Source organism: Klebsiella sp. TF21-TM, from assembly GCF_019753495.1.
Lineage (GTDB): Bacteria > Pseudomonadota > Gammaproteobacteria > Enterobacterales > Enterobacteriaceae > Klebsiella > Klebsiella quasipneumoniae.
The window spans coordinates 1-19,203 of the sequence record NZ_JAIJYL010000023.1 but is presented as its reverse complement, the minus strand read 5'-3'; the positions used below and the strand labels follow the sequence as shown (position 1 = coordinate 19,203).

Genomic DNA, 19,203 nt, shown 5'->3' with positions numbered 1-19,203 from the left:
CCCGCCGCCGAAACCACACCTGCGAAAAAGGAATAACAGCCTGATGTACAGAATGAATATTGCCGTCAAAGGAGGGGATGAATGTCGCTAATCGCTATTGTGCTGGTCTTTATGATGGCCATCGTGGTGACGGTGTTCATTTCCCATCTTCTGCCCGTTAAAGTGCCGCTGCCGCTGATCCAGATCGCCGCGGGCGCCGCGCTGGCCGCCGGTGGTTTTCAGGTCGATTTCGATCCGCACATCTTTTTGCTGTTGTTTATCCCGCCGCTGCTTTTCCTTGATGGCTGGCGGATCCCGAAAGACGCGTTTTTCCGCGATATGAAGCCGATTCTGTCGCTGGCGATAGGCCTGGTGATGGTCACTATCCTCGGCATTGGCCTGTTTATTCACTGGCTTATTCCGGCGATCACCGTGGCGGCGGGGTTTGCCCTGGCGGCGATTCTGTCACCCACCGATCCGGTGGCGGTATCGGCAATGACCGCCAGCTCGCCGCTGCCTTCCCGGATGGCGCATATCCTCGAAGGGGAATCGCTGTTAAACGATGCTTCGGGCCTCGTCGCTTTTAATTTCGCCATCGCCGCGGTGCTGACCGGCAGCTTCTCCCCGGGAGAGGCGGTGATGAAGTTTTTCCTGATGGCGTTCGGGGGCATCCTCAGTGGGCTCGTGGTGGTGTGGGTCACCGGCAAATGTAATAACTTTCTGGTGCGGCGCACCCGCGAGGAGCCGGCCATCCAGATCCTGATCAGCCTGCTTATCCCCTTCGCCGCCTACCTGCTGGCCGAGGCGTTCCATGTCTCCGGCATTCTTGCTGCCGTCGCCGCCGGCATTGCGATGCACTATGAACAGCTGTCGGGGCCCCGGCTACCCGCGACGCGCATGAAAAGCAGCGCGGTGTGGTCCATGCTGCAGACTACCCTCAACGGGATGATCTTCCTGATGCTGGGCGAGCAGTTGCCCCGCATGCTCAGGACGTTGCCGGCGGTAGCCAGCCAGGCCGGCGTCCCTTCGCCCTGGTATCTGCTGCTGTACGCCGTGGCCATCACCCTCGCGCTCGGTCTGATGCGTTTCGCCTGGGTATGGCTGTCGATGACGCTGACCATTTTTCGCCGCAAACGCCGGGGCAAAGCCATCACCGTCCGTCCGCGATTCAGCATCCTCGCCGTCATGGCGCTGGCGGGGGTCAAAGGCTCCGTGACGCTCGCCGGTATTCTGACGCTGCCGGCGGTGCTGGCGGATGGTTCACCATTCCCGGGCCGCGAACTGCTGATCTTTCTCTCAATGGCGGTGATCCTGATGTCGCTGTTGGTGGCGGCTATCGGCCTGCCGTTCATGACCCGCTATCTTGCCGATGATTTACCCCATGACACCGGCAAAGACGATATTGGCGCCGTCATGACCGAAGTGGCTATCAACCGGCTGAATGCGCTACTCGACGAGCCGGTGGAGGATCCGACTGAGCAGGCCCTGCGGGCTGATGCCGGCAATATGCTGCTGGAAACCTACCAGCGGCGGCTGCACTATAACGACAATGACGAAGGGCAGGACGTCGGGCTGGAGCTGGCTAAGCGCGCCAGGCTGGAGAAATATATGCAAAGAGAGGTCATTATCGCCCAGCGTCAGGAGCTGTTCCGGCTGCGTCGCGCCCACAACATTAGCGATATCACCTTTTATGAGGTGCTGCGAGAGATAGACCTGAAGGAAGAGAGCTTGCGCTAGGGGCGCCATCGCCGGAGGGAGGATCCTTCGCCTTCCGGCAGCGCAGCTGGCGCGGAAAAGCAAAAAGCCTGCTCGAAAGCAGGCTTTTTAAATTTGGCTCCTCTGACTGGACTCGAACCAGTGACATACGGATTAACAGTCCGCCGTTCTACCGACTGAACTACAGAGGAATCGTGTGAACGGGGCGCATATTAACGATGCCACCCGGCCTTGTCAAAGCCTGATTCAAAGAATTGCGTTCGACTGCTGACAATTTCAGCAACACCCGCCCATGCGCTGTTTTTTTCATCAGATTGCACCGTTGTAGTGCGAATGTACCCCTAATGGGGCATACCACAATCTGCTTACCGGGCAAATAAAAACCGGATTGCTATCACTATCCCTTATAACACCGCCTGTGGCGGGCAACGGCAGCGGAAATGAAAAGCTGGCAAGCAAATTGCAAAACCAGTTTCATCATACTTCCAGCGTTGACGCTGGCGTTCCTTACAGGAGGCAAAATGAACTTAAGACGACTGAAATATTTTGTGAAAATCGTCGATATCGGCAGTCTGACCCAGGCCGCTGAAGTCTTGCACATCGCCCAACCGGCCCTCAGCCAGCAGGTCGCGACCCTGGAAGGTGAAATGGACCAGCAGCTGCTGATACGCACCAAGCGAGGGGTCACGCCAACGGAAGCCGGTAAAATCCTTTATACCCATGCGCGGACCATTCTGCGCCAGTGTGAGCAGGCGCAGCTGGCGGTCAATAACGTCGGCCAGACGCTGCGTGGCCAGGTCTCGATCGGCCTGGCGCCGGGCACAGCGGCCTCCGCCATTACCATGCCGTTGCTGCAGACGGTGCGTAATGAGCTGCCCGAGGTGATGGTCTATCTGCAGGAGAGCAGCGGCACTGCGCTGAATGACAAGCTGCTGGCGGGCCAGCTGGATATGGCGGTGCTGTATGAGCGTTCGCCGGTGGCGGGCATCGTCAGCCAGCCGCTGCTGAAAGAAGACCTCTACCTGGTCGGCACCCGCGACTGCCCGGGGCAGAGCGTGGATCTCACGGCGGTGGCGGAGATGAACCTGTTCCTGCCGCGGGATTACAGCGCGGTACGGGCGCGGGTCACTGAGGCGTTCACCCTGCGTCGTCTGTCGGCGAAAATTATCGGCGAGATCGAATCCATTACCACCCTGACCGCGGCTATCGCCAGCGGCATGGGGGCGACGGTCCTGCCGGAATCCGCTGCCCGCTCCCTGTGCGGCGCGGCGAACGGCTGGATGGCGCGGATTAGCACGCCGTCAATGAGCCTGTCGCTGTCGCTGAACATGTCGGCGCGCGGCGGTTTGTCGCCGCAGGCGCAGGCGGTGAAGGAGATCCTGCTGTCTCTGGTGAGCCGTCCGTCGCTGGAGAACCGCGAACTGCAGCTGGTTAGTTAGGCTATATTCTCTTAAGGAATAAGTTGCTGGTTTTTATTATTTGTTACCCGGGACAACAGACTTTAACAATAGCAGATACGTTAAGTCCATTGGCCCGGAGGAAAGGGTGAACTTCCAGCAACTGAAAATTATCCGTGAGGCGGCCCGTCAGGATTACAACCTGACGGAAGTCGCGAATATGCTCTATACCTCGCAGTCAGGCGTCAGCCGCCATATCCGGGAACTGGAAGAGGAGCTGGGGATTGAGATCTTTATCCGTCGCGGCAAACGCCTGTTAGGCATGACCGAGCCGGGTAAAGCGCTGTTATCCATTGCTGAGCGGATCCTCAATGAAGCCAGCAACGTCCGGCGGCTGGCGGATCTCTTCACTAACGATGCCTCCGGCGTCTTAACCATCGCCACCACCCATACCCAGGCGCGCTACAGCCTGCCCCCGGTGATTAAAGCTTTCCGCGAGCTGTTCTCCGACGTTCGCGTCGAGCTGGTGCAGGGCACCCCGCAGGAAATCGAAGCGCTGCTGCATAACGGCGGGGCGGATATCGGCATCGCCAGCGAGCGTCTGAGCAACGACCCGACGCTGGCGGCTTTCCCCTGGTTCCGCTGGCATCACAGCCTGCTGGTACCCAAAGACCATCCCCTGACCCAGGTGTCTCCTTTGACGCTGGAGGCGATTGCCCGTTGGCCGTTAATCACCTATCGCCAGGGGATCACCGGCCGTTCGCGGATCGATGAGGCCTTCAACCGCAAAGGGCTGATGCCGGATATTGTGCTGAGCGCCCAGGATTCCGATGTGATCAAGACCTACGTCGAGCTGGGGCTGGGCGTCGGGCTGGTTGCCGAGCAGTCCGGGGATGCCCGCGAAGCGGACACCTTTACGCGGCTCGATACCCGCCATCTGTTTGATGCCAATACCGTATGGCTGGGACTGAAGCGGGGTCAGCTGCAGCGTAATTACGTCTGGCGCTTTATCGAATTGTGCAATGCCGGACTGTCGCTGGATGAGATCAAGCGCCAGGCGATGGAGCCGGAAGAGGCCGCTATCGACTATCAGATTTAAGGAAATGCTGGCCAGCGGATCGGGGAGAGGAAATGCCGCTATAATTCACACACGAGAGTCGCGACTGAGGAAGGGAAAATGACGATGCGGCGTGTGACATTACTCTGTTCGGCGCTGATGCTGTTCGCCAGCCACAGCGCGCTGGCCGTCAGCTATCCGCTGCCGCCGGAGGGGAGCCGTCTGGTGGGCAGCGCTTTTACCATTGCCGTGCCGGAGAACAACACTCAACCACTGGAAAGCTTTGCCGCCCAGTACGGCCAGGGGTTGAGCAATATGCTGGAGGCGAACCCCGGCGTAGATGTTTATTTGCCGCACTCCGGTTCGACGCTGACCATTCCGCAGCAGCTGATCCTGCCTGACACCGTGCGTGAGGGGATCGTTATCAACGTCGCCGAGATGCGCCTCTATTATTACCCGCCGCTGGGCAATAGCGTGGAAGTCCTGCCAATCGGCATTGGCCAGGCGGGACGCGAAACGCCGCGTAACTGGGTGACGGCGGTAGAGCGCAAGCAGGAAGGGCCCACCTGGGTACCAACCGCCAATACCCGCCGTGAATATGCGAAAGAGGGCAAAACCCTGCCGGCGATGGTGCCGCCCGGCCCCGATAATCCGATGGGGCTGTATGCGATCTATATCGGCAGGCTGTACGCCATCCACGGCACCAATGCCAACTTTGGCATCGGGCTGCGCGTCAGCCAGGGATGCATCCGCCTGCGCAATGACGACATTAAATTCCTGTTTGATAACGTACCGGTGGGGACGCGCGTCCAGCTGATCGATCAGCCGGTGAAGTACACCGTGGAACCGGATGGCAGCCACTGGCTGGAGGTGCACGAGCCGCTGTCGCGCAACCGGGCGGAATTTGAATCCGACAGAAAAGTCCCCTTGCCGATGACCTCGGCGCTGCGCGAATTTACTCAGGGGCCGGGAGTGAGTCCTTCGCAGGCCGAGCAAACCCTGCAGCGCCGCTCCGGCATGCCGGTGAATATCAGCGCCACAGCGGCGCAGGGGAGTTTGTAGCGGGTCGTTTAGTCTGATTAACGGCTATTGAAAGAAGGCTCTTTTGCTGTCGATGTATTCAACGTTGTTGGGGATAAGGATCGGGAAACCGATCCTTAACTTATCAACAGTGGCGGTGATGGCGTGTTAATGAGGGCGCCAGGAGAGGCTCAGGAGGAGATGATAAAGTCTGCAAATATGTCTATGGACTTGATTGTTACTGAGGATCTTTTTTTTGGCTGCCATTGTCCATGAAAGCGAAGATCCCCGTTATGATAGCCATTATCCACAATATAAGACGGATGAGTTCTGCTGAATCCTTATTGTCAAAACACGCCTGACCACAGTCACTACTACTGACCCCCATCGTCGTTGATAAGCGAATCAGGGGGCTGGGATGTCGTTATTTATTGTTGGCAATCGGGACATGCTGCTGCATCACTTCAACGATCCAGTCAATAAAAACGCGCAGCTTGGCGTTGACATGGCGGTTCGGTGGAAACGCCAGGTACAGAGGCATTGGGCTAATCCGCCATTGTGTAAATAACGGAATCAAAGCGCCAACGGCCTGATGCGCTGCCGCCATATAGTTGGGCAGCGCAATCACGCCTAAGCCAGCTAACCCAGCTTCGAGGTAAGCATTGCCATCATCCACGGCAAGGACGTAGTTGCCCGTGATTTCAATACGTTCATTCTCACTGCGCAGTACCAAAGGATCAATCTTACTGGTGCGTGAGGACAAGAATCCCACTATGCAATGGTCAGTTTTGCAGCTCTCGCGGGTGTGCGGGAGCGCCAAGGCGTTCCACATAACGGGGGGCGACGTAGACGCCGATTGGCAAATCGCCGACATGGCGTGCGATTAGGGACTGGTCGGTGATTTCGCCACCGCGCAGGACGCAATCCACGTTGTCGCCGATCAGATCTACCTTCCGGTCGCTCACGCCCATGTCGAACTGGATATCAGGGTAGCGGGCGTGGAAAGCCGGTAGCGCCGGCACCAGGATGAGGCGGGCTAGCGGACTGGGCACATCCACCCGTAGCCTTCCCCTGGGCGTCATCGCCGCACTGGACAGGCTGTTTTCAGCATCCTCCATGTCCGCCAGCAGGCGGATGACGCGCTCGTAGTAGACCGCGCCATCGGGAGTCACCCCAAGCTTGCGGGTGGTGCGATGGAGCAATTTGACGCGCAGTCGCGCTTCCAGTTGCTGAATGAGTTGCGTCACCGTGGTTTTGCTCATATGAAGCGTTTGGGCAGCCTTCGTGAAGCTCCCTGCCTCCACCACCCGAGCAAAGGCGCGCATCGCATCGAAACGATCCATTTCTTATCCTGTCTTTCATCGATTGTTTGGATATTACAAACAATGAGGGACAAAGTCGCTTGTTTATCCGCCCGATCTGGCCGTTGTACAGTGTCTTTACATTCACCGGGCTGATTTCGCCCCAGTATAAAGGTACAAACATGACAGCACGCGAAGCCGTTTTTCCCCACGGTCGGCAGGCGCTCTATGAGCGCAATCGTTATTCACCGGCCATCAAATCCAATGGTTTCTTGTTTGTTTCGGGGCAGGTAGGTAGCCACGAGGATGGTTCGCCTGAGCACGATCTGAAAGCACAGGTCAGGCTGGCGTTCAAAAATCTTAATGCTGTGCTCGCAGCGGCGGGCTGCACGTTTGGGGACGTGGTTGACGTTACCCTCTTTGTCGTCGATCCTGAGTCAAATCTCGAGGCTATCTGGAGTATCCTGCCAGAATATTGGGGAGAAGCGCCTTACCCTACGCTGACCGGGATCGGCGTGACGTGGCTTTATGGATTTAAGTTCGAGATTAAGGTTATTGCCAGGCTACCCTAAGCGTTACGGGTCTTTCCGCCAGTTGGGCAGCCCGCGCTGTCTGTAGCGGTAACTGGCGAATCGGGATCGTCTGCTACCCAGCGCCAGACCCAGTGGATACCGTCGGATCGAAAGTCGGTAGCCATAAGGTTGGGAGCAGCGACGCTGCTTTTCACCTGCGGGGATCGCATACGGAACGTTGGACGGTACCTACGGTACGATGCTGCTTATACCCGCTGGCGGGGGGCTCACGGAAAGCAAAAAGCCCGCTCAGGTTTCCCTGAGCGGGCTTTTTAAATTTGGCTCCTCTGACTGGACTCGAACCAGTGACATACGGATTAACAGTCCGCCGTTCTACCGACTGAACTACAGAGGAATCGTGTGAACGAGGCGCATACTACTGGCCCGGCATTTTTGTGTCAACACTAAAATTAACCTGCTGATTCAAATGGCTAAATTTAGCTCAACACGTTGTTTTAGTGAACAATGCGCCGCTCGTCTTCGTCCTGCAGGCCATTTTCACGTCTGCGCGCCAGCGGATCCTGGCGGTAAAAATGGCAAAAACGCTGCCACAGGGCCGGGAAGCGGGGCGCGAACAGTTCAGGCGCGCTGAAAAAATATTCCGAAAGGACGGCGAAGCACTCCGCAGGATCGGTGGCGGCATAGGCGTCAATGCTGGCGGCGCTTTCCCCTACCAGATCTATCTCATCCTGAATGTTGTTCATCGCCGCGTGGAGATCGTGCTCCCAGCCGGCGACTTCGCGCAGTGGGATCAGCGGCACCCCGCTGGCCCGATCGCCATTCCGCGCATCAAGCTTATGCGCCACCTCATGCACCACAAGGTTAAAGCCTGACGCATCAAAGGAGTCCTGAATATCCAGCCAGTTCAGCACTACAGGACCCTGCTGCCAGCTTTGCCCCGACTGCACCACCCGCTGGTTGTGGACCAGACCAATATCATCCTCCCATTCATCATCCACGACAAACGGGGCAGGGTAGATCAGCACTTCATGAAAACCGTCCAGCCACTCAATCCCCAGCTCAAGTACCGGCAGGCAAAAGAGCATAGCTATCCGCGCCTGGTGCAACGGAGTCAGCTCCAGCCCCTGAAGCGCCACCAGACGTTTTTGCTGTAAGAAACGGGCAGCCATCTGCGTCAGCTTGTGTTGTTCAGCGGGCGAAAGGTGGGCTAAAACCGGAATGGCAAGCGCTTGCTCCCAGGGCATCTCTGCGTTGCCGGACTCATCATCTGCTTTCCAGGGCCATTTAAACATCATATTGCTCGCAAAGTCGTCACTTGAACACGATTACCGAAACGGGAGCTATTAAAATGCCAAAGATCCTGGCATTATAGCAACCACAACAGCGGAGAGATGCCGGAGCGGCTGAACGGACCGGTCTCGAAAACCGGAGTAGGGGCAACTCTACCGGGGGTTCAAATCCCCCTCTCTCCGCCACTATTCAAACACTTACAGCATTCCCTTTCAGTGACCTGCATCCCGATGAGAAAAATTGAGAAAATCCACTGAGAAAAATTCTAGCGCCGGAGCATGCTCCGACGCCAAAGAATCATCTCATTTTCTTGTTCAAAGTCGGGCTGATTTTAATTTTCCTGTCGTAAACAAGTACCTGTGATTCTGTCTTATGACCACTGAATTTTTGCTTATCTCTGCCAGAACCTTCATAGTCTGAGATCCCTTTAGCCTTTAGATCATGGAAGGTGCAATCAAGTGGCCTACCAAGTTCTTCAGAAGCCGCGTTTCTCGCTTTTCTCCATGCTTCATTAAATCCCTTGTATGAATAACGCTCACCATACATTGTCCTGATAACAGGGCCATCCTGTCCCCATTCCCTGCAAATATCCACAGCCGCACTAAGACGCTCAGTCCAGGCTTTGATCTGTTTAATACCAGTTTTACCTTGCTGTATGAAAATTCCTTTATCAAGAATCTGATTCCAGTTCATTTTCAGAACATCAGATACCCTTGCAGCGCAAAGATACGCAATTTCCATCGCGGCTTTAACTGCAGGCGTCGCATGAGTGAAGATAGCTATGTACTCTTCATCAGTTATATAGCGGTCGCGCTGGGGTTTAGGAAACTTATCGACACCAACACACGGATTACCTGGTACATAACCACGCTGATACCCCCAGCGGTATACACGAGACATTGAACTATGCTCGTGATTAGCCTGAACACGGCTTTTTTTACCACGTGCGTCCATGTAGCGCCGGACGTGTTCAGGTTTAATGGCCTTTGCTTCTGCATCGCCGAAAACCGCTAACAAGTATTTTTCATGTGCCAGGTAATCTTTTTGTGTCCTGGGGGCAAGGTCTGCATAGTCAGCACTATTTAAAAATTTTTTCCACAATTGTTGAAAGGTGAGTAGTTTTTTTCGACCTTCAACGACTTTCTCGTAAGCTAACCATACCTCCGCTTTAGAAGCGTTTGCTGGGGCTAGATTCTCGGTAGTACCTCCTGGCTTCCAGTAGTAACCGGAAGGGCGGAAAAACACACCCTTCGGCATCCACTCATTACCAGGCGCTCTTTTGCGGCCCATATTATCTCTCTACAGCGTCAAAGTTCATGCCTGGAGTAGGCATATGGCCTGCTGGTGGAAGTATGCGCTGTACGGGATGGTTAATATGAAACCAGGTCGTTTTGATTGCTCCGTCCCGGCGTTCAATAAAAAAGATCCCGTTCTGCGTTAATACCTCTTTCTGCAGTGACTTTTGGGGCGAACCCGTGGCCTCTGTCAGTTCTTCATCAGTCAGGAAGCGATCGCTCATGAGTTGTTCTCCACTAAACCGGCTGCAACCGGTTATCTGCCACTATATGAACAAGACGAACAGCCACCACGCAGTCCGTCATTACACCTTTTACACAGCTGGTGGTCCTCCCTTACCCCTTTAAACTGGTTATAAATTTCCGCTGGTACAATTACCGGCATAGGGACCAACAATCGTTGACTACGTAGTGATGCGATTTCTGCAGTGCGTTCGAGGTACAACGATTTCCAGTCACTTGCTTCAGTCTTATATGCGGCCAAAGCATCCCGCATGCGCCGCCAGCGGCGACGCTTCAGCTTGTTCGTTTTCACTTCACCTCCTGCGGGGCGGCTGCGAGCATGGCGGCGCGGCAGGCGTTCCAGGTGCGCATTACTATCACGGACACATCATCAAACAACCGCATATCCTGGACAAATTTGCAGGCGTCCCTGATAGTCATTTCATCCGGCACTACCGGCGCTGGCTGCGCGTGGCGATAGAGCGGCAGTACAGCCACATCACCATCTTTTGCGACAAATTCTGCCCGGCATTTATCGTTTGTGACATGCCATTGCTCACGATAGTGCCATGTCCACGCCACAGGCTCGCTGTCCATTGCGCCCAGCGCCATGCGGGCCAACTCTTTGCTTTCGCCGTGCTTCAGGAATCCTTCTTCAGCAATTTCCTGCAGGCGCTCTCTGGTTAATTTGCTGGTCATTGGTTGGCTCCCCGTGAAATTTTGTGGCCCGGCGCATAGCAGCGCTGGCGGTCTTTGCTGATACGCCAGCCAGCTTTGCGCGCCTGTTGAGAAATATCGGTCATATTCCGGCCAATAAAATCAGCCTGCCCCTGCGGATAGATTTTCCCTGACTGACAACCATCACAGTCGCAATACAAATCGGCGCAAAATCCTTCAGTTATTCCCATCACTCAGCCTCCCACTTGATGCCAGCGTCATCCAACGCCGCGTTAACTTCTGCCTCGGGGTATGCGTATATTGCGCAGTGCGCCGCAGTGAACTCTCGGCGATGCAAAACGCTAATAGGCTTCGGCAGCTTCACGGCGCGGGACTCCAGCTCGGCGATGCGCGACCTCAACATAGAAATAGTGGTTTCGTAGCTCTCCGCCATCCCGGCCACGCCAGCGGTGTTTTCCGCCTGTGCCTTCTCCAGCGCCTCTACCAGCGCGAGAACGTTGACAGGGTTAGCCAGGGCGATGAATTCGGCATTACGCTGCGCCGTCTCATCCCATGCCACATGCCCCTCGCCGTCGTATTCCTCACTGATGCAGGCAGCGTCACTGTTGAGCGAATCAAAGAGAGTTTGCCCGTCAGAGCCATATATTGCGTATGAGGTGAATCCCTCTACACAGTCATCGCCAGACCCGTAGCACCCTTCGTTTTTAACTTCGTCGGCCCACCATTCGCCCGGAGTCGCTTTCTCTGCAGCGGCCTTCATACGCTGCGCCAGTTCGGTGATGTTGGTCATGCTGCAAGCTCCTTAATCGGGATCCGATTCATGTGCATGGTGTAGCCAGTACGGGCCTCCAGTGCCGCATACTGCTCCAGCAAGTCAGGGTGATGCGTTGCGCCGTTCTTCAGATCGTTGCGGCTTGCCATGATGCAGAACACGCAGCTCAGGCGCTCGTTACCCAGTGCGTAGGCGTAGTGTGGCTCTTGTCCTGCCCCGCTGATGGTTGCGAAAACCGCATCGGCCTGCAGATCGTGAACCGGTAGCCACTCGTACCAGGTCAGAACGGAATTGGAGTCTGTCTCGTTCTTCCGGAACGCCTGCCGCTTTGCGCGACCTGGCGACTCCTGAGCCCGCAGACCCAGGCAGTTAACGATGACCTTGAACCCGTTGGCCTTCGCATAGGCTCTAACCTCGCGCTGGATAGGTCCGCGCTTCAGGTCACTGGTGCACTGCCGGGTACTGGCAGAAGGCCAACTCGGAACCTCTGGGCGGTTCAGGAATCGACGCTCTACCATCTCTAGCAGGGTCTTGTGTGCACGGGCGACGATGAACGGTATGCCTGCTGCCTCTGCCTGTTTCTGAGCCAGCTCCAGCGCTCCGGGCCATTCCATCGCGCCAAGGGACGCATGCACGACAACGAGCTGCTTCGGCGGGATGACCTCAAGCAGATTGATGAGCATCGCCTGGCTGTCTTTGCCGCCAGAATGGTTGGAGACAAACAGCGCGCCAGCAGTGATTAACGAACTAATGTCGGGGATCATTTGGCCCCCTCGCGCAGCTGCTGGGCAAAAGCGACGATCGAATCATGAAACTCCATCGCTCCTGACGTACGTTTTTCAGCTTCTTCGTAGCTGATATCAAGCCTGTCCATAACACAGTCAGTTTCAAGATAGTCAGAGCAGGCATCCAAAGAAGCGGTAATCGCATCAGCCTTAATCCCGGCCAGATAAGCGGAGGTGGCTGGACATGCCTTCTTGATAGCCTCTTCGGCTTCTGCCCGGGTCAGGAATCCGCTTTTTCCGTCATTGCTGACCATCTGGCTGTCGAACCATGCCTGCAGGCCAGCAACGGTAATATCATCGGGAATCTCGGCCCCAGCTTCGTCTGTAGTACCTTCCAGCCAGTCGCGAGCAGCAGACTCCCTGCCAAGCGAAAGGCAAGCCAGCGCCGCCTGAGCACCCAGCATCGTTTTGTGGAACATCCATGAAGTGTTAAGTTCACGGGCTGCGCCGTTGAGAAGATAGGTATTCTCCGCAGCCAGTCGGTCACGCTCGGCACGTAATTTCTCGACCTCAGTGACCAATGCGGCATTACGTTCTGACAGTTGGTTGAGAGTTAATCCGTTGTTGTTCATGCTGTCACCCATTCAATAAACATGCAGATACCAACGGTTACTACGGCAATCAGCACCCAGCAGATCACATCAAAAATGGCGGCGAACCGACGCAGGGTGTATTTGCTGTAATTCTCAGGATCAATATTCATACCGCCTCCCCAAGCACCCAACGAAGTGCGTTCGCATATTCACCCTCGGCAGATTTCAGGGCTTTTGTGATTTCTTTGCGGGTTTTCAGGCGCGGCTTTGCATCACCGAGGATCTGACGCTGACGCCGAGCTTTTTCATGGCCGGTTGTGCCAGCAGTTGCCGCTTCGATTTCAGAGACCTTCTCCCGCTGCTCTTCGGGTTTAAGCGATGCCAACTGACGCGCCTGGGTAACGGTAACTGTGCCAGCCTCCACCGCTTCCCTGACGGCCTGGGTGGCATCGAGAAGGGAGAGCGTTGCACGAACGGTCTGAACGCTGCAGCCAAACAACACTGCAATGTCGTCCTCATCGAGCCCGCGGTCGAGCTGGTCAGACATTTTTTTAGCTCGGCCAAGCGGTGTATCAGGTCGGCGAATTTCGTTTTCGCTGACCATGTATTTAGCCATCTGATTTGCTGATCCGCGCTTAACGACCCCAGGAACAAGCAGTGGGTCTTTGCCCTCTTTCAAAAGAAGCTTATTTGCCTCCAAGGTATGTTTTACGCGCTGACGGCCTACAACTACGCAGGTGAGCCCAAGTTCAGGGTCTTTCCAGACGATGATAGGTTCCAGTACACCCAGCTCCTTGATGTTCAGAACCATCCCTTCGTCGATAGGAAGGTGGACCCGTTCATCGTAAAGCGGGTGTGTTTTGTCGGTAACCAGGTGCAGGCTTTCAGGTTCGAACGTTAAAACGTTCGTTTTGCCGCTGGCGCCGTATACAACCTTTGAGTCTTTAGCCATCAGACAGCCTCCGCATTGCTGGTGGATGTCGTTGAGATACTCTTCAGATCGCGCATTGCTTCCAGGACGTGCATATTGCTGCGGGTTTTTGTGTGACGCTCAACAATTCGATCGCATTCTTTCGCCCAGGAAATAACTTCTTCCTTCATAGCGTCACGTTCTTTACATGCCTGCCGAAGGGTAATATTCGAAACATCGAGCATTGTTGCCAGCTCTTTAATAAGTTCTGAATTTGCAGGAGGCATTGTTTTAGCTGCCTCAAAGGCATTTTTAATTAACTGCTGTACTGTTTTTCCCATTTTGTATTTCTCCAACTGACGCGCTGCAACGCGCTTTAGGGTGCAGCAACCCAACCCATGAGAATGGGGTAATTGCTGCTGTTCTAATCAGGCTGCTGGTTTTTGTTCTTCGGGCTCTTTGTAGGCGAGCAGATCACAAAGCTGGTTAATTACTTTACAGAACTGGAACATGTCCGTACCTGCCTGGTGACGCCAGCGGTAGGCTTTGTCGTCATCATCAGAATAATCATCATCCTTGGTATCGATCCGCCGGAAATGGAATTTATCTGTAAGCAGAAAAGAGACGCCGCAGCCTCTTAATTCCATGTTATCAACGATAAAACCTGTGTTCAGGCTCTCCAGAATTTCACTGGTAACGGAAGTGTGCTCTGCAGAGTAGCGAATAACTTCTTTCTGTTCTGCCAGGCGGGATAGCTGGACATAATCACCTACCTCAAACCCGGCAAACGCTGATTCTTCGCCGTCCAGATGGTTTTTAAGGCGCGTTGTCAGGCCGTTTTTGATATCACTGATGTTGATCGTGACTGTTTTTACTGAGCCGATCACTTTAACCAGCATCGCCCCGACTAAATTGGCAATATTTTTATTGGCGGAATTAATGATCAGCAGATTTTCTTCAGTGTTATACAGTACCAGGATCAGAGACGACTTGATGAATGCCTGTTTGCAAAGCTGAACCTTAGCATCCTGGATAATGGTGTTACGGTCAGCGCGCTTTAGTTTCTGACCACATGCATTTTCAATGCGCTGGATACGCTCATTGGCTTCTTTCATCACGACGTGCTGGGGGATTATTTTCTCATCGCGGCGAATCACGATTGCATAACCGCCAGTAATTGGCGTAACCAGCTCGCCGGTAATCGGATTAGGGACGAAGGAAGCCCGTGCGAACTCCGTTTCTGTAAGTTCAGAGTATGGCAATTCCTGCAGGTGCTCTTCAACCGCTTCAATACTGGGCAAAGTAGCCCGATAGACAATGGCGTTACGTAACTTTGATAATTTCATTTCTGTGTCCTCTGCAAAGGATTAGTTAGTTATCTCCACACAACGGAAAGAGCACTGAAGCACTGGAAACTCACTTGACTAACACAGTGCTTTTTCCTGTTGTGTGCCGGGCTTCCACCGGCTCCCATCTGTTTTTAAAGCCACTCAGATATCGTCTGGGCTGTGCCGTCTACTTCCGGCTGTCACTGCCGTCGAGAGTGCTGGCAGCTCACTGACCTGATAACTCCCAGGATCAACTGGAGTGGTTGTTATCGCTACCAAAGCGCCACTGTCCAGGACATTTAAAAGGACCGTCTCCAAGTGGTAACTCTTCCAGTCCCGATAAACCTCCTCAGTAGAGGGGGACTTATCGGGAATGAATGTTGTGACACCAGATCGCTAATCTGCTTACTTCCCGCCGCTCTGTTTTGGTATTGGCAACCAGCTGCTGTTGCTCAGTCGATTTCCGGGTCTTTGCGTCGACCGGCGCTGCAATACGCTTGTACACGTCACAACGAGGAGAGCACTGATACGATTAGCTATTGCGTTCGGATCGGCTTACGGCTTGTGTGTTTGCCCGTTCACCGCCAATGCTCTCATCTGTTGCGTCCCGGACTCTTCCCGGGCGTCACACCTTTTCGCCGTGCTGGTGGGGCGCACGTCATGCCTGAAACACTTAGCTTGCACATGGCGCCGCCAAGATGACATAGTCCATCAGACTCACTTGATATTAGGTTTTGCCTAATGATATGTCAATAGGCTTAGCCTAATGTTTGTCGGCAGTCAAAAAAAATCCCGCATAAGCGGGATTTGTGTGAAATAAAGCTAGTGTTTTTATGATTATGGACGACGCTTTCTGAAATTCTCATCATTCTGTACATATTGTAAAGAATCAAGGATTAAACCTGAAATCCTTAATACATCCTCGGGATGCTCAATGAAAATACGATTGTTATCATGTTCAAGTCCGGCTCTTTTAATTTCATTACCTGTTATTTCATTGATATCAATTGGTAACTGTATGTTTGAGCGGTTCTTCTTGTCATAATAGCGAACCAGCCAGCGGTTTGTTTTTCCTTGGAAAAGAATAGAGTAATATGACTCTGTGTCTTTGGCTTGAAGTTCGTATGCAGGACCTATAATAGAACAGATTTTTTCAAATAAAATTCTTTCATTATAGGTTGTTACGATGTTGGGATTCTCTGCATCGACAATATCTGCGCGCTCATCAATTACATTATTTTCAGTTACATCAGCAGGGGATTCTAATTCAGGAATAGATGTTCTTGATGAAAGACCAGAAACAACCATTTCACTTACTGACCTCTCTACGGCCTGCCTCACCAATGGAGTTATTGTTTCTATAAATCTTTGATTTAATTGACGACCAATATTTGCTCGTCCTGCAACATATCTAACAAATTCATGATCTACTTCCCGAAGGCTTGTACTCACAACTTTAACAAATGCAGAAATATATACACTCTCTTCTGCAAGTGTTCTTAAGGCCTCTGGTTTGAATTTATCATGCCGGAATCTAAATAATTGCTCAGCATCAGAATCTTTAATGTCATCCATCATGATTCGTAAAAATGGCGTTGAATCCATTATGTTTTTCTCATTGAGATCCGTAAAAAAACGCCATTCAATGCCATTAGTAATTGCTGATATTGTCACCTCAGGAGTAGAATTAAAATACCTAGATAATTGAGGGCAATGGTTGTCCATTTTTTCTTTACAACCTTTGGCCTCAATAAACATAACGGGAACACCTTGGCAGAATAGAGCATAATCTACACGCTCACCAACTTTCACACCAGGGAAGTCCGCACCATATTCAGCTTTGACTTTTTGCGGATCATATGCGTTAAAGCCTAGGATGTCCAAGAAAGGAAGTATCAAAGCCTGCTTGGTTGTCTCTTCCGTTGTGCAGTGTTCTCTAACATTTTTAACATGTTCAATGTGATTTTTAAGACGTACTTTGAAGTTTTCCATGCATCCTCCATGCAAAGTGAAAACCTGCTGTTAAATCAAAGCAAGTCACAATCCCCGGATGGGCTTCATACAAGCCAATCCCCCCACAGGGATTGAGTTATGCAAGTGAATCAATCTCAGAGCTTTTAACATGTATGGAGCTTAGAGATATTGTCCGTTAGACCATATAAGCTTAAGCTCTGGCTTTCGTTTGTTTTTTTCCATCTTCCTCCTGCTCTGCCCATCTCCTTATCTTCATCTCTAGTGAGTCTAAATATGCTTTAGCGTCGCTATCTACCCAGCCAGGTATACGCTGTCCTTGCTCTAAGAGGACAAAATCAATGATAGCCTTTTTCTCTCTCGAAGCCTTATTATAGAGTTCGTCAATAGAACCATTTTTAACTATGGGATCTGTTGCGGGCTCACATGTATCAGTTAGCGGGTATCCTTTTAGCCCCCAGTGCTCGGGGCCCACAACATCAGAAAAGTAGTTCCAAAGCTCTGGTAGCTTCTCTTTCGATATGGAGCCTTTATTGATCCAGTCATGGATTGATGGGGGTTTTATTTTGAAATGACGTGCGATTTCCGCCTTACTCTTGGCAGAACCTATTGAAAGCTTCTTGTCTATGGCCTGCTCGATCGCTCGGCCCAATTCTTTACCACTAAGCATTGCCTAATAATCCTCATAACCTTTAGCTTAGGCAATTCCTATTGATTGTTTATTAGGCTTAGCCTAATATCTGCTTGTGTGGAAATCATAGGAATCCGTTTATGAGAAGTAGCCTTGAAGCAATCAGTGAAGCCTGCCGCATTGTTGGGGGACAAGCCGCTTTGTCAAGGAATCTAGGCATCTCATCACCAACAGTGAATCAATGGACAACGGGCATTAGGCAAATACCTGCGGAACGATGCCCTGAGATTGAGAAAGCCACTGGTGGTGCTGTCACCTGCGAAGAGCTTCGTCCTGACATTGACTGGGCCTATTTAAGAGGTACAGCAATGCGAAAGCTTAATGTCACTGCATCAAATTTGTAACTACCACCCGAGTTTGAAAGGAGTAGGTATGAACCTCAAAGAAGTCGTGAAATCTATGTGCAAAGCATATCCAGGTGGGCGCGAAGCAATGGCTGGCGCACTGGGAATGACCGTGACGCAGTTCAACAACAACCTCTACGAGAAAAACGGCTGTCGATTTTTTGAAGTATCGGAGCTGGAAGCGATGGAAGACATTTCCAACACGTCACTACTGGCAGACTACTTCGCCCGCCGTCGTGGTGCTCTGTTGGTGGATGTTCCGCACCTGGAAGAGCTGGATCGCGTGGACTTGTTCAGCCGGGCCATGCGTACCTCTGCCGCCAGGGGACAGGTTGATCAGATTATCGAACAGGCACTTGAGGATGGGGTAATCGAAAGACATGAAGCTGAAGAAATCATGGTGCATCACCGCCGCCACCTGGCTGCGCGTGAAGAAGAGATCGCGGCAATTATCACGTTGTTTGCACGCAAAAAGAAGTGACGCCAGCGAGTTGCAGCTCCTGGCGTCGTGGCGTGTCGTTATCAGTGGAGATTACTAACGCATGAACAGTTTATCAACACAATACCGCAGGTCGCAACTTGTAGCGCGGCCAGTTCCTGGTGGAGCAGGGCCGGTGCAGTTCGTGTATGGGGTAAGAGTACCAGGCGGGTTTGAGCCTGTCTGCTACCAGTTTGCTCAGTGGGTGGTAGGGGACTTTAACGGACAGGCGGGGAGCGTATGCGAGAACTCAACCGATGGTTCAGAGATCACTACGGTGTCCCGGTCCGGGTCATTCGCTGGGAGCCCCAGACACAACGCGTTATATACCTGCGCGAAAGGTACGAGCATGAGTGCTTCAGCCCCATCGAGCAGTTCAGAAGAAAATTCAGGGAAATAGAGGGGTCTTATGAGCCTGTTAATGCCATCAAGGCCGATAGTCATCAATCCTGACCTTGCGTACAGCATTGGCCTGAATGAAGCAATTGCGTTACAGCAGGTGAACTACTGGCTGAAGGAGACAACCTCCGGGCTGGAGCGTGACGGTGTGCGTTGGATCTACAACACCACAGAGCAGTGGCTGGAGCAGTTCCCGTTCTGGTCAGAGTCCACACTGAAGCGCACATTCACCCGCCTGAAAAGCCTGGGCGTGCTCAAAATCGAGCAACTAAACAAGTCCCAGCGGGACATGACCAACTACTACACGATCAACTATGAGAGTGAGCTTTTAGATGAAGTCAAAGTGACTAAATCGAAGGGGTCAAAATGCGCTGTTCCATCAGGTCAAAATGACACGATGGAAGAGGTCAATGTGAAGCGCTCCACCGGGTCAAAATGCGCTGTTCCATCAGGTCAAAATGACACGATGGAAGAGGTCAATGTGAAGCGCTCCACCGGGTCAAA

General features: G+C 53.0%; 22 protein-coding genes, 3 tRNA genes and 2 pseudogenes. 10 read left to right on the top strand and 17 right to left on the bottom strand.

The genetic code is table 11. From position 1 onward, the window contains the following. The first annotated feature begins 81 nt into the window (after positions 1-81). Complete coding sequence (locus K5R89_RS19705) at positions 82-1,716, top strand: Na+/H+ antiporter (RefSeq protein ID WP_217259286.1); 1,635 nt, start codon at positions 82-84, stop codon at positions 1,714-1,716. A gap of 94 nt (positions 1,717-1,810) precedes the next feature. On the opposite strand, the gene K5R89_RS19700 is transcribed toward K5R89_RS19705, so the two are convergent. Beyond that, positions 1,811-1,886, bottom strand: a tRNA-Asn gene (locus K5R89_RS19700). 330 nt (positions 1,887-2,216) lie between these two features. On the opposite strand from K5R89_RS19700, the gene nac reads away from it, so the two are divergent. The 3 genes from nac (at position 2,217) to ldtA (ending at position 5,211) form a co-directional block, all read left to right on the top strand. After that, positions 2,217-3,134: a nitrogen assimilation transcriptional regulator NAC gene (nac, locus tag K5R89_RS19695; protein WP_004203498.1), complete on the top strand. Its 918-nt coding sequence runs from the start codon at positions 2,217-2,219 to the stop codon at positions 3,132-3,134. A 106-nt stretch (positions 3,135-3,240) separates the two neighbouring features. Further along, the gene (gene cbl / locus K5R89_RS19690) at positions 3,241-4,191 is read left to right on the top strand and encodes an HTH-type transcriptional regulator Cbl (protein WP_004180456.1); all 951 of its coding nucleotides are present in this window, start codon (positions 3,241-3,243) and stop codon (positions 4,189-4,191) included. 78 nt (positions 4,192-4,269) lie between these two features. Next, positions 4,270-5,211: a L,D-transpeptidase gene (gene ldtA, locus K5R89_RS19685; protein ID WP_023290298.1), complete on the top strand. Its 942-nt coding sequence runs from the start codon at positions 4,270-4,272 to the stop codon at positions 5,209-5,211. 382 nt (positions 5,212-5,593) lie between these two features. Here the strand turns inward: ldtA and K5R89_RS27525 are convergent. Beyond that, positions 5,594-6,512 (bottom strand): annotated as a pseudogene (locus tag K5R89_RS27525) (LysR substrate-binding domain-containing protein). A gap of 140 nt (positions 6,513-6,652) precedes the next feature. Here K5R89_RS27525 and K5R89_RS19670 point away from each other — a divergent pair. Next, positions 6,653-7,042: a RidA family protein gene (locus K5R89_RS19670; RefSeq protein ID WP_049014176.1), complete on the top strand. Its 390-nt coding sequence runs from the start codon at positions 6,653-6,655 to the stop codon at positions 7,040-7,042. A 279-nt stretch (positions 7,043-7,321) separates the two neighbouring features. On the opposite strand, the gene K5R89_RS19665 is transcribed toward K5R89_RS19670, so the two are convergent. Both K5R89_RS19665 and mtfA read right to left on the bottom strand, forming a co-directional pair. Further along, positions 7,322-7,397: transfer RNA gene (locus tag K5R89_RS19665), tRNA-Asn, on the bottom strand. Between the two features lie 100 nt (positions 7,398-7,497). Then, on the bottom strand, positions 7,498-8,298 hold the full coding sequence (mtfA, locus tag K5R89_RS19660; protein WP_072096628.1) for a DgsA anti-repressor MtfA: 801 nt from the start codon (positions 8,296-8,298) through the stop codon (positions 7,498-7,500). 90 nt (positions 8,299-8,388) lie between these two features. Between mtfA and K5R89_RS19655 the strand changes: the two genes are divergently transcribed. Continuing rightward, positions 8,389-8,478, top strand: a tRNA-Ser gene (locus K5R89_RS19655). 112 nt (positions 8,479-8,590) lie between these two features. On the opposite strand, the gene K5R89_RS19650 is transcribed toward K5R89_RS19655, so the two are convergent. From K5R89_RS19650 to K5R89_RS19595, 13 genes are all read right to left on the bottom strand, one after another. Beyond that, positions 8,591-9,583: a tyrosine-type recombinase/integrase gene (locus K5R89_RS19650; RefSeq protein WP_217259283.1), complete on the bottom strand. Its 993-nt coding sequence runs from the start codon at positions 9,581-9,583 to the stop codon at positions 8,591-8,593. Between the two features lies 1 nt (position 9,584). Beyond that, positions 9,585-9,812: a DUF4224 domain-containing protein gene (locus K5R89_RS19645; RefSeq protein ID WP_004184757.1), complete on the bottom strand. Its 228-nt coding sequence runs from the start codon at positions 9,810-9,812 to the stop codon at positions 9,585-9,587. 307 nt (positions 9,813-10,119) lie between these two features. Then, positions 10,120-10,509 (bottom strand): hypothetical protein, encoded by a 390-nt coding sequence (locus K5R89_RS27520; RefSeq protein WP_227834312.1) that lies wholly within the window; start codon positions 10,507-10,509, stop codon positions 10,120-10,122. Beyond that, on the bottom strand, positions 10,506-10,718 hold the full coding sequence (locus K5R89_RS19635) for a hypothetical protein (RefSeq protein WP_023283338.1): 213 nt from the start codon (positions 10,716-10,718) through the stop codon (positions 10,506-10,508). The genes K5R89_RS27520 and K5R89_RS19635 overlap by 4 nt, the downstream gene beginning before the upstream one ends. Then, positions 10,718-11,278: an ead/Ea22-like family protein gene (locus K5R89_RS19630; RefSeq protein ID WP_117036156.1), complete on the bottom strand. Its 561-nt coding sequence runs from the start codon at positions 11,276-11,278 to the stop codon at positions 10,718-10,720. Before K5R89_RS19630 ends, K5R89_RS19635 begins: the two co-directional genes overlap by 1 nt. After that, positions 11,275-12,024, bottom strand: coding sequence for a phosphoadenosine phosphosulfate reductase family protein (locus K5R89_RS19625; RefSeq protein WP_087834698.1), 750 nt, complete (start codon positions 12,022-12,024; stop codon positions 11,275-11,277). The genes K5R89_RS19630 and K5R89_RS19625 overlap by 4 nt, the downstream gene beginning before the upstream one ends. Further along, entirely contained in the window at positions 12,021-12,617 is a 597-nt protein-coding gene (locus K5R89_RS27515; protein ID WP_234277009.1) for a hypothetical protein, read from the bottom strand. The genes K5R89_RS19625 and K5R89_RS27515 overlap by 4 nt, the downstream gene beginning before the upstream one ends. Next, positions 12,614-12,748, bottom strand: a complete 135-nt coding sequence (locus K5R89_RS27510) for a hypothetical protein (protein WP_255944469.1) — start codon at positions 12,746-12,748, stop codon at positions 12,614-12,616. Before K5R89_RS27510 ends, K5R89_RS27515 begins: the two co-directional genes overlap by 4 nt. Next, positions 12,745-13,530, bottom strand: coding sequence for a ParB/RepB/Spo0J family partition protein (locus K5R89_RS19615; protein WP_104442931.1), 786 nt, complete (start codon positions 13,528-13,530; stop codon positions 12,745-12,747). The genes K5R89_RS27510 and K5R89_RS19615 overlap by 4 nt, the downstream gene beginning before the upstream one ends. Continuing rightward, positions 13,530-13,829, bottom strand: a complete 300-nt coding sequence (locus K5R89_RS19610; protein WP_040186300.1) for a hypothetical protein — start codon at positions 13,827-13,829, stop codon at positions 13,530-13,532. Before K5R89_RS19610 ends, K5R89_RS19615 begins: the two co-directional genes overlap by 1 nt. A gap of 87 nt (positions 13,830-13,916) precedes the next feature. Then, positions 13,917-14,834 carry a recombination-associated protein RdgC gene (gene rdgC, locus K5R89_RS19605; RefSeq protein WP_217259282.1) on the bottom strand — a complete coding sequence of 306 codons (918 nt, stop codon included), beginning with the start codon at positions 14,832-14,834 and terminating at the stop codon, positions 13,917-13,919. Positions 14,835-15,653: 819 nt separating this feature from the next. Beyond that, entirely contained in the window at positions 15,654-16,808 is a 1,155-nt protein-coding gene (locus tag K5R89_RS19600) for a type I restriction endonuclease (RefSeq protein ID WP_004184742.1), read from the bottom strand. 172 nt (positions 16,809-16,980) lie between these two features. Next, positions 16,981-17,457: a hypothetical protein gene (locus K5R89_RS19595; RefSeq protein WP_004184740.1), complete on the bottom strand. Its 477-nt coding sequence runs from the start codon at positions 17,455-17,457 to the stop codon at positions 16,981-16,983. Positions 17,458-17,558: 101 nt separating this feature from the next. On the opposite strand from K5R89_RS19595, the gene K5R89_RS19590 reads away from it, so the two are divergent. The 4 genes and pseudogenes from K5R89_RS19590 to K5R89_RS19575 all read left to right on the top strand — a co-directional run. Then, positions 17,559-17,822 (top strand): helix-turn-helix domain-containing protein, encoded by a 264-nt coding sequence (locus K5R89_RS19590; protein WP_004197463.1) that lies wholly within the window; start codon positions 17,559-17,561, stop codon positions 17,820-17,822. A gap of 28 nt (positions 17,823-17,850) precedes the next feature. After that, positions 17,851-18,303: a YmfL family putative regulatory protein gene (locus K5R89_RS19585; RefSeq protein WP_004184739.1), complete on the top strand. Its 453-nt coding sequence runs from the start codon at positions 17,851-17,853 to the stop codon at positions 18,301-18,303. 237 nt (positions 18,304-18,540) lie between these two features. Then, the gene (locus K5R89_RS19580; protein WP_072042575.1) at positions 18,541-18,753 is read left to right on the top strand and encodes a DUF4222 domain-containing protein; all 213 of its coding nucleotides are present in this window, start codon (positions 18,541-18,543) and stop codon (positions 18,751-18,753) included. After that, positions 18,710-19,203 (top strand): annotated as a pseudogene (locus K5R89_RS19575) (transcriptional regulator); the annotation flags it as partial. The gene K5R89_RS19580 and the pseudogene K5R89_RS19575, both read left to right, overlap by 44 nt.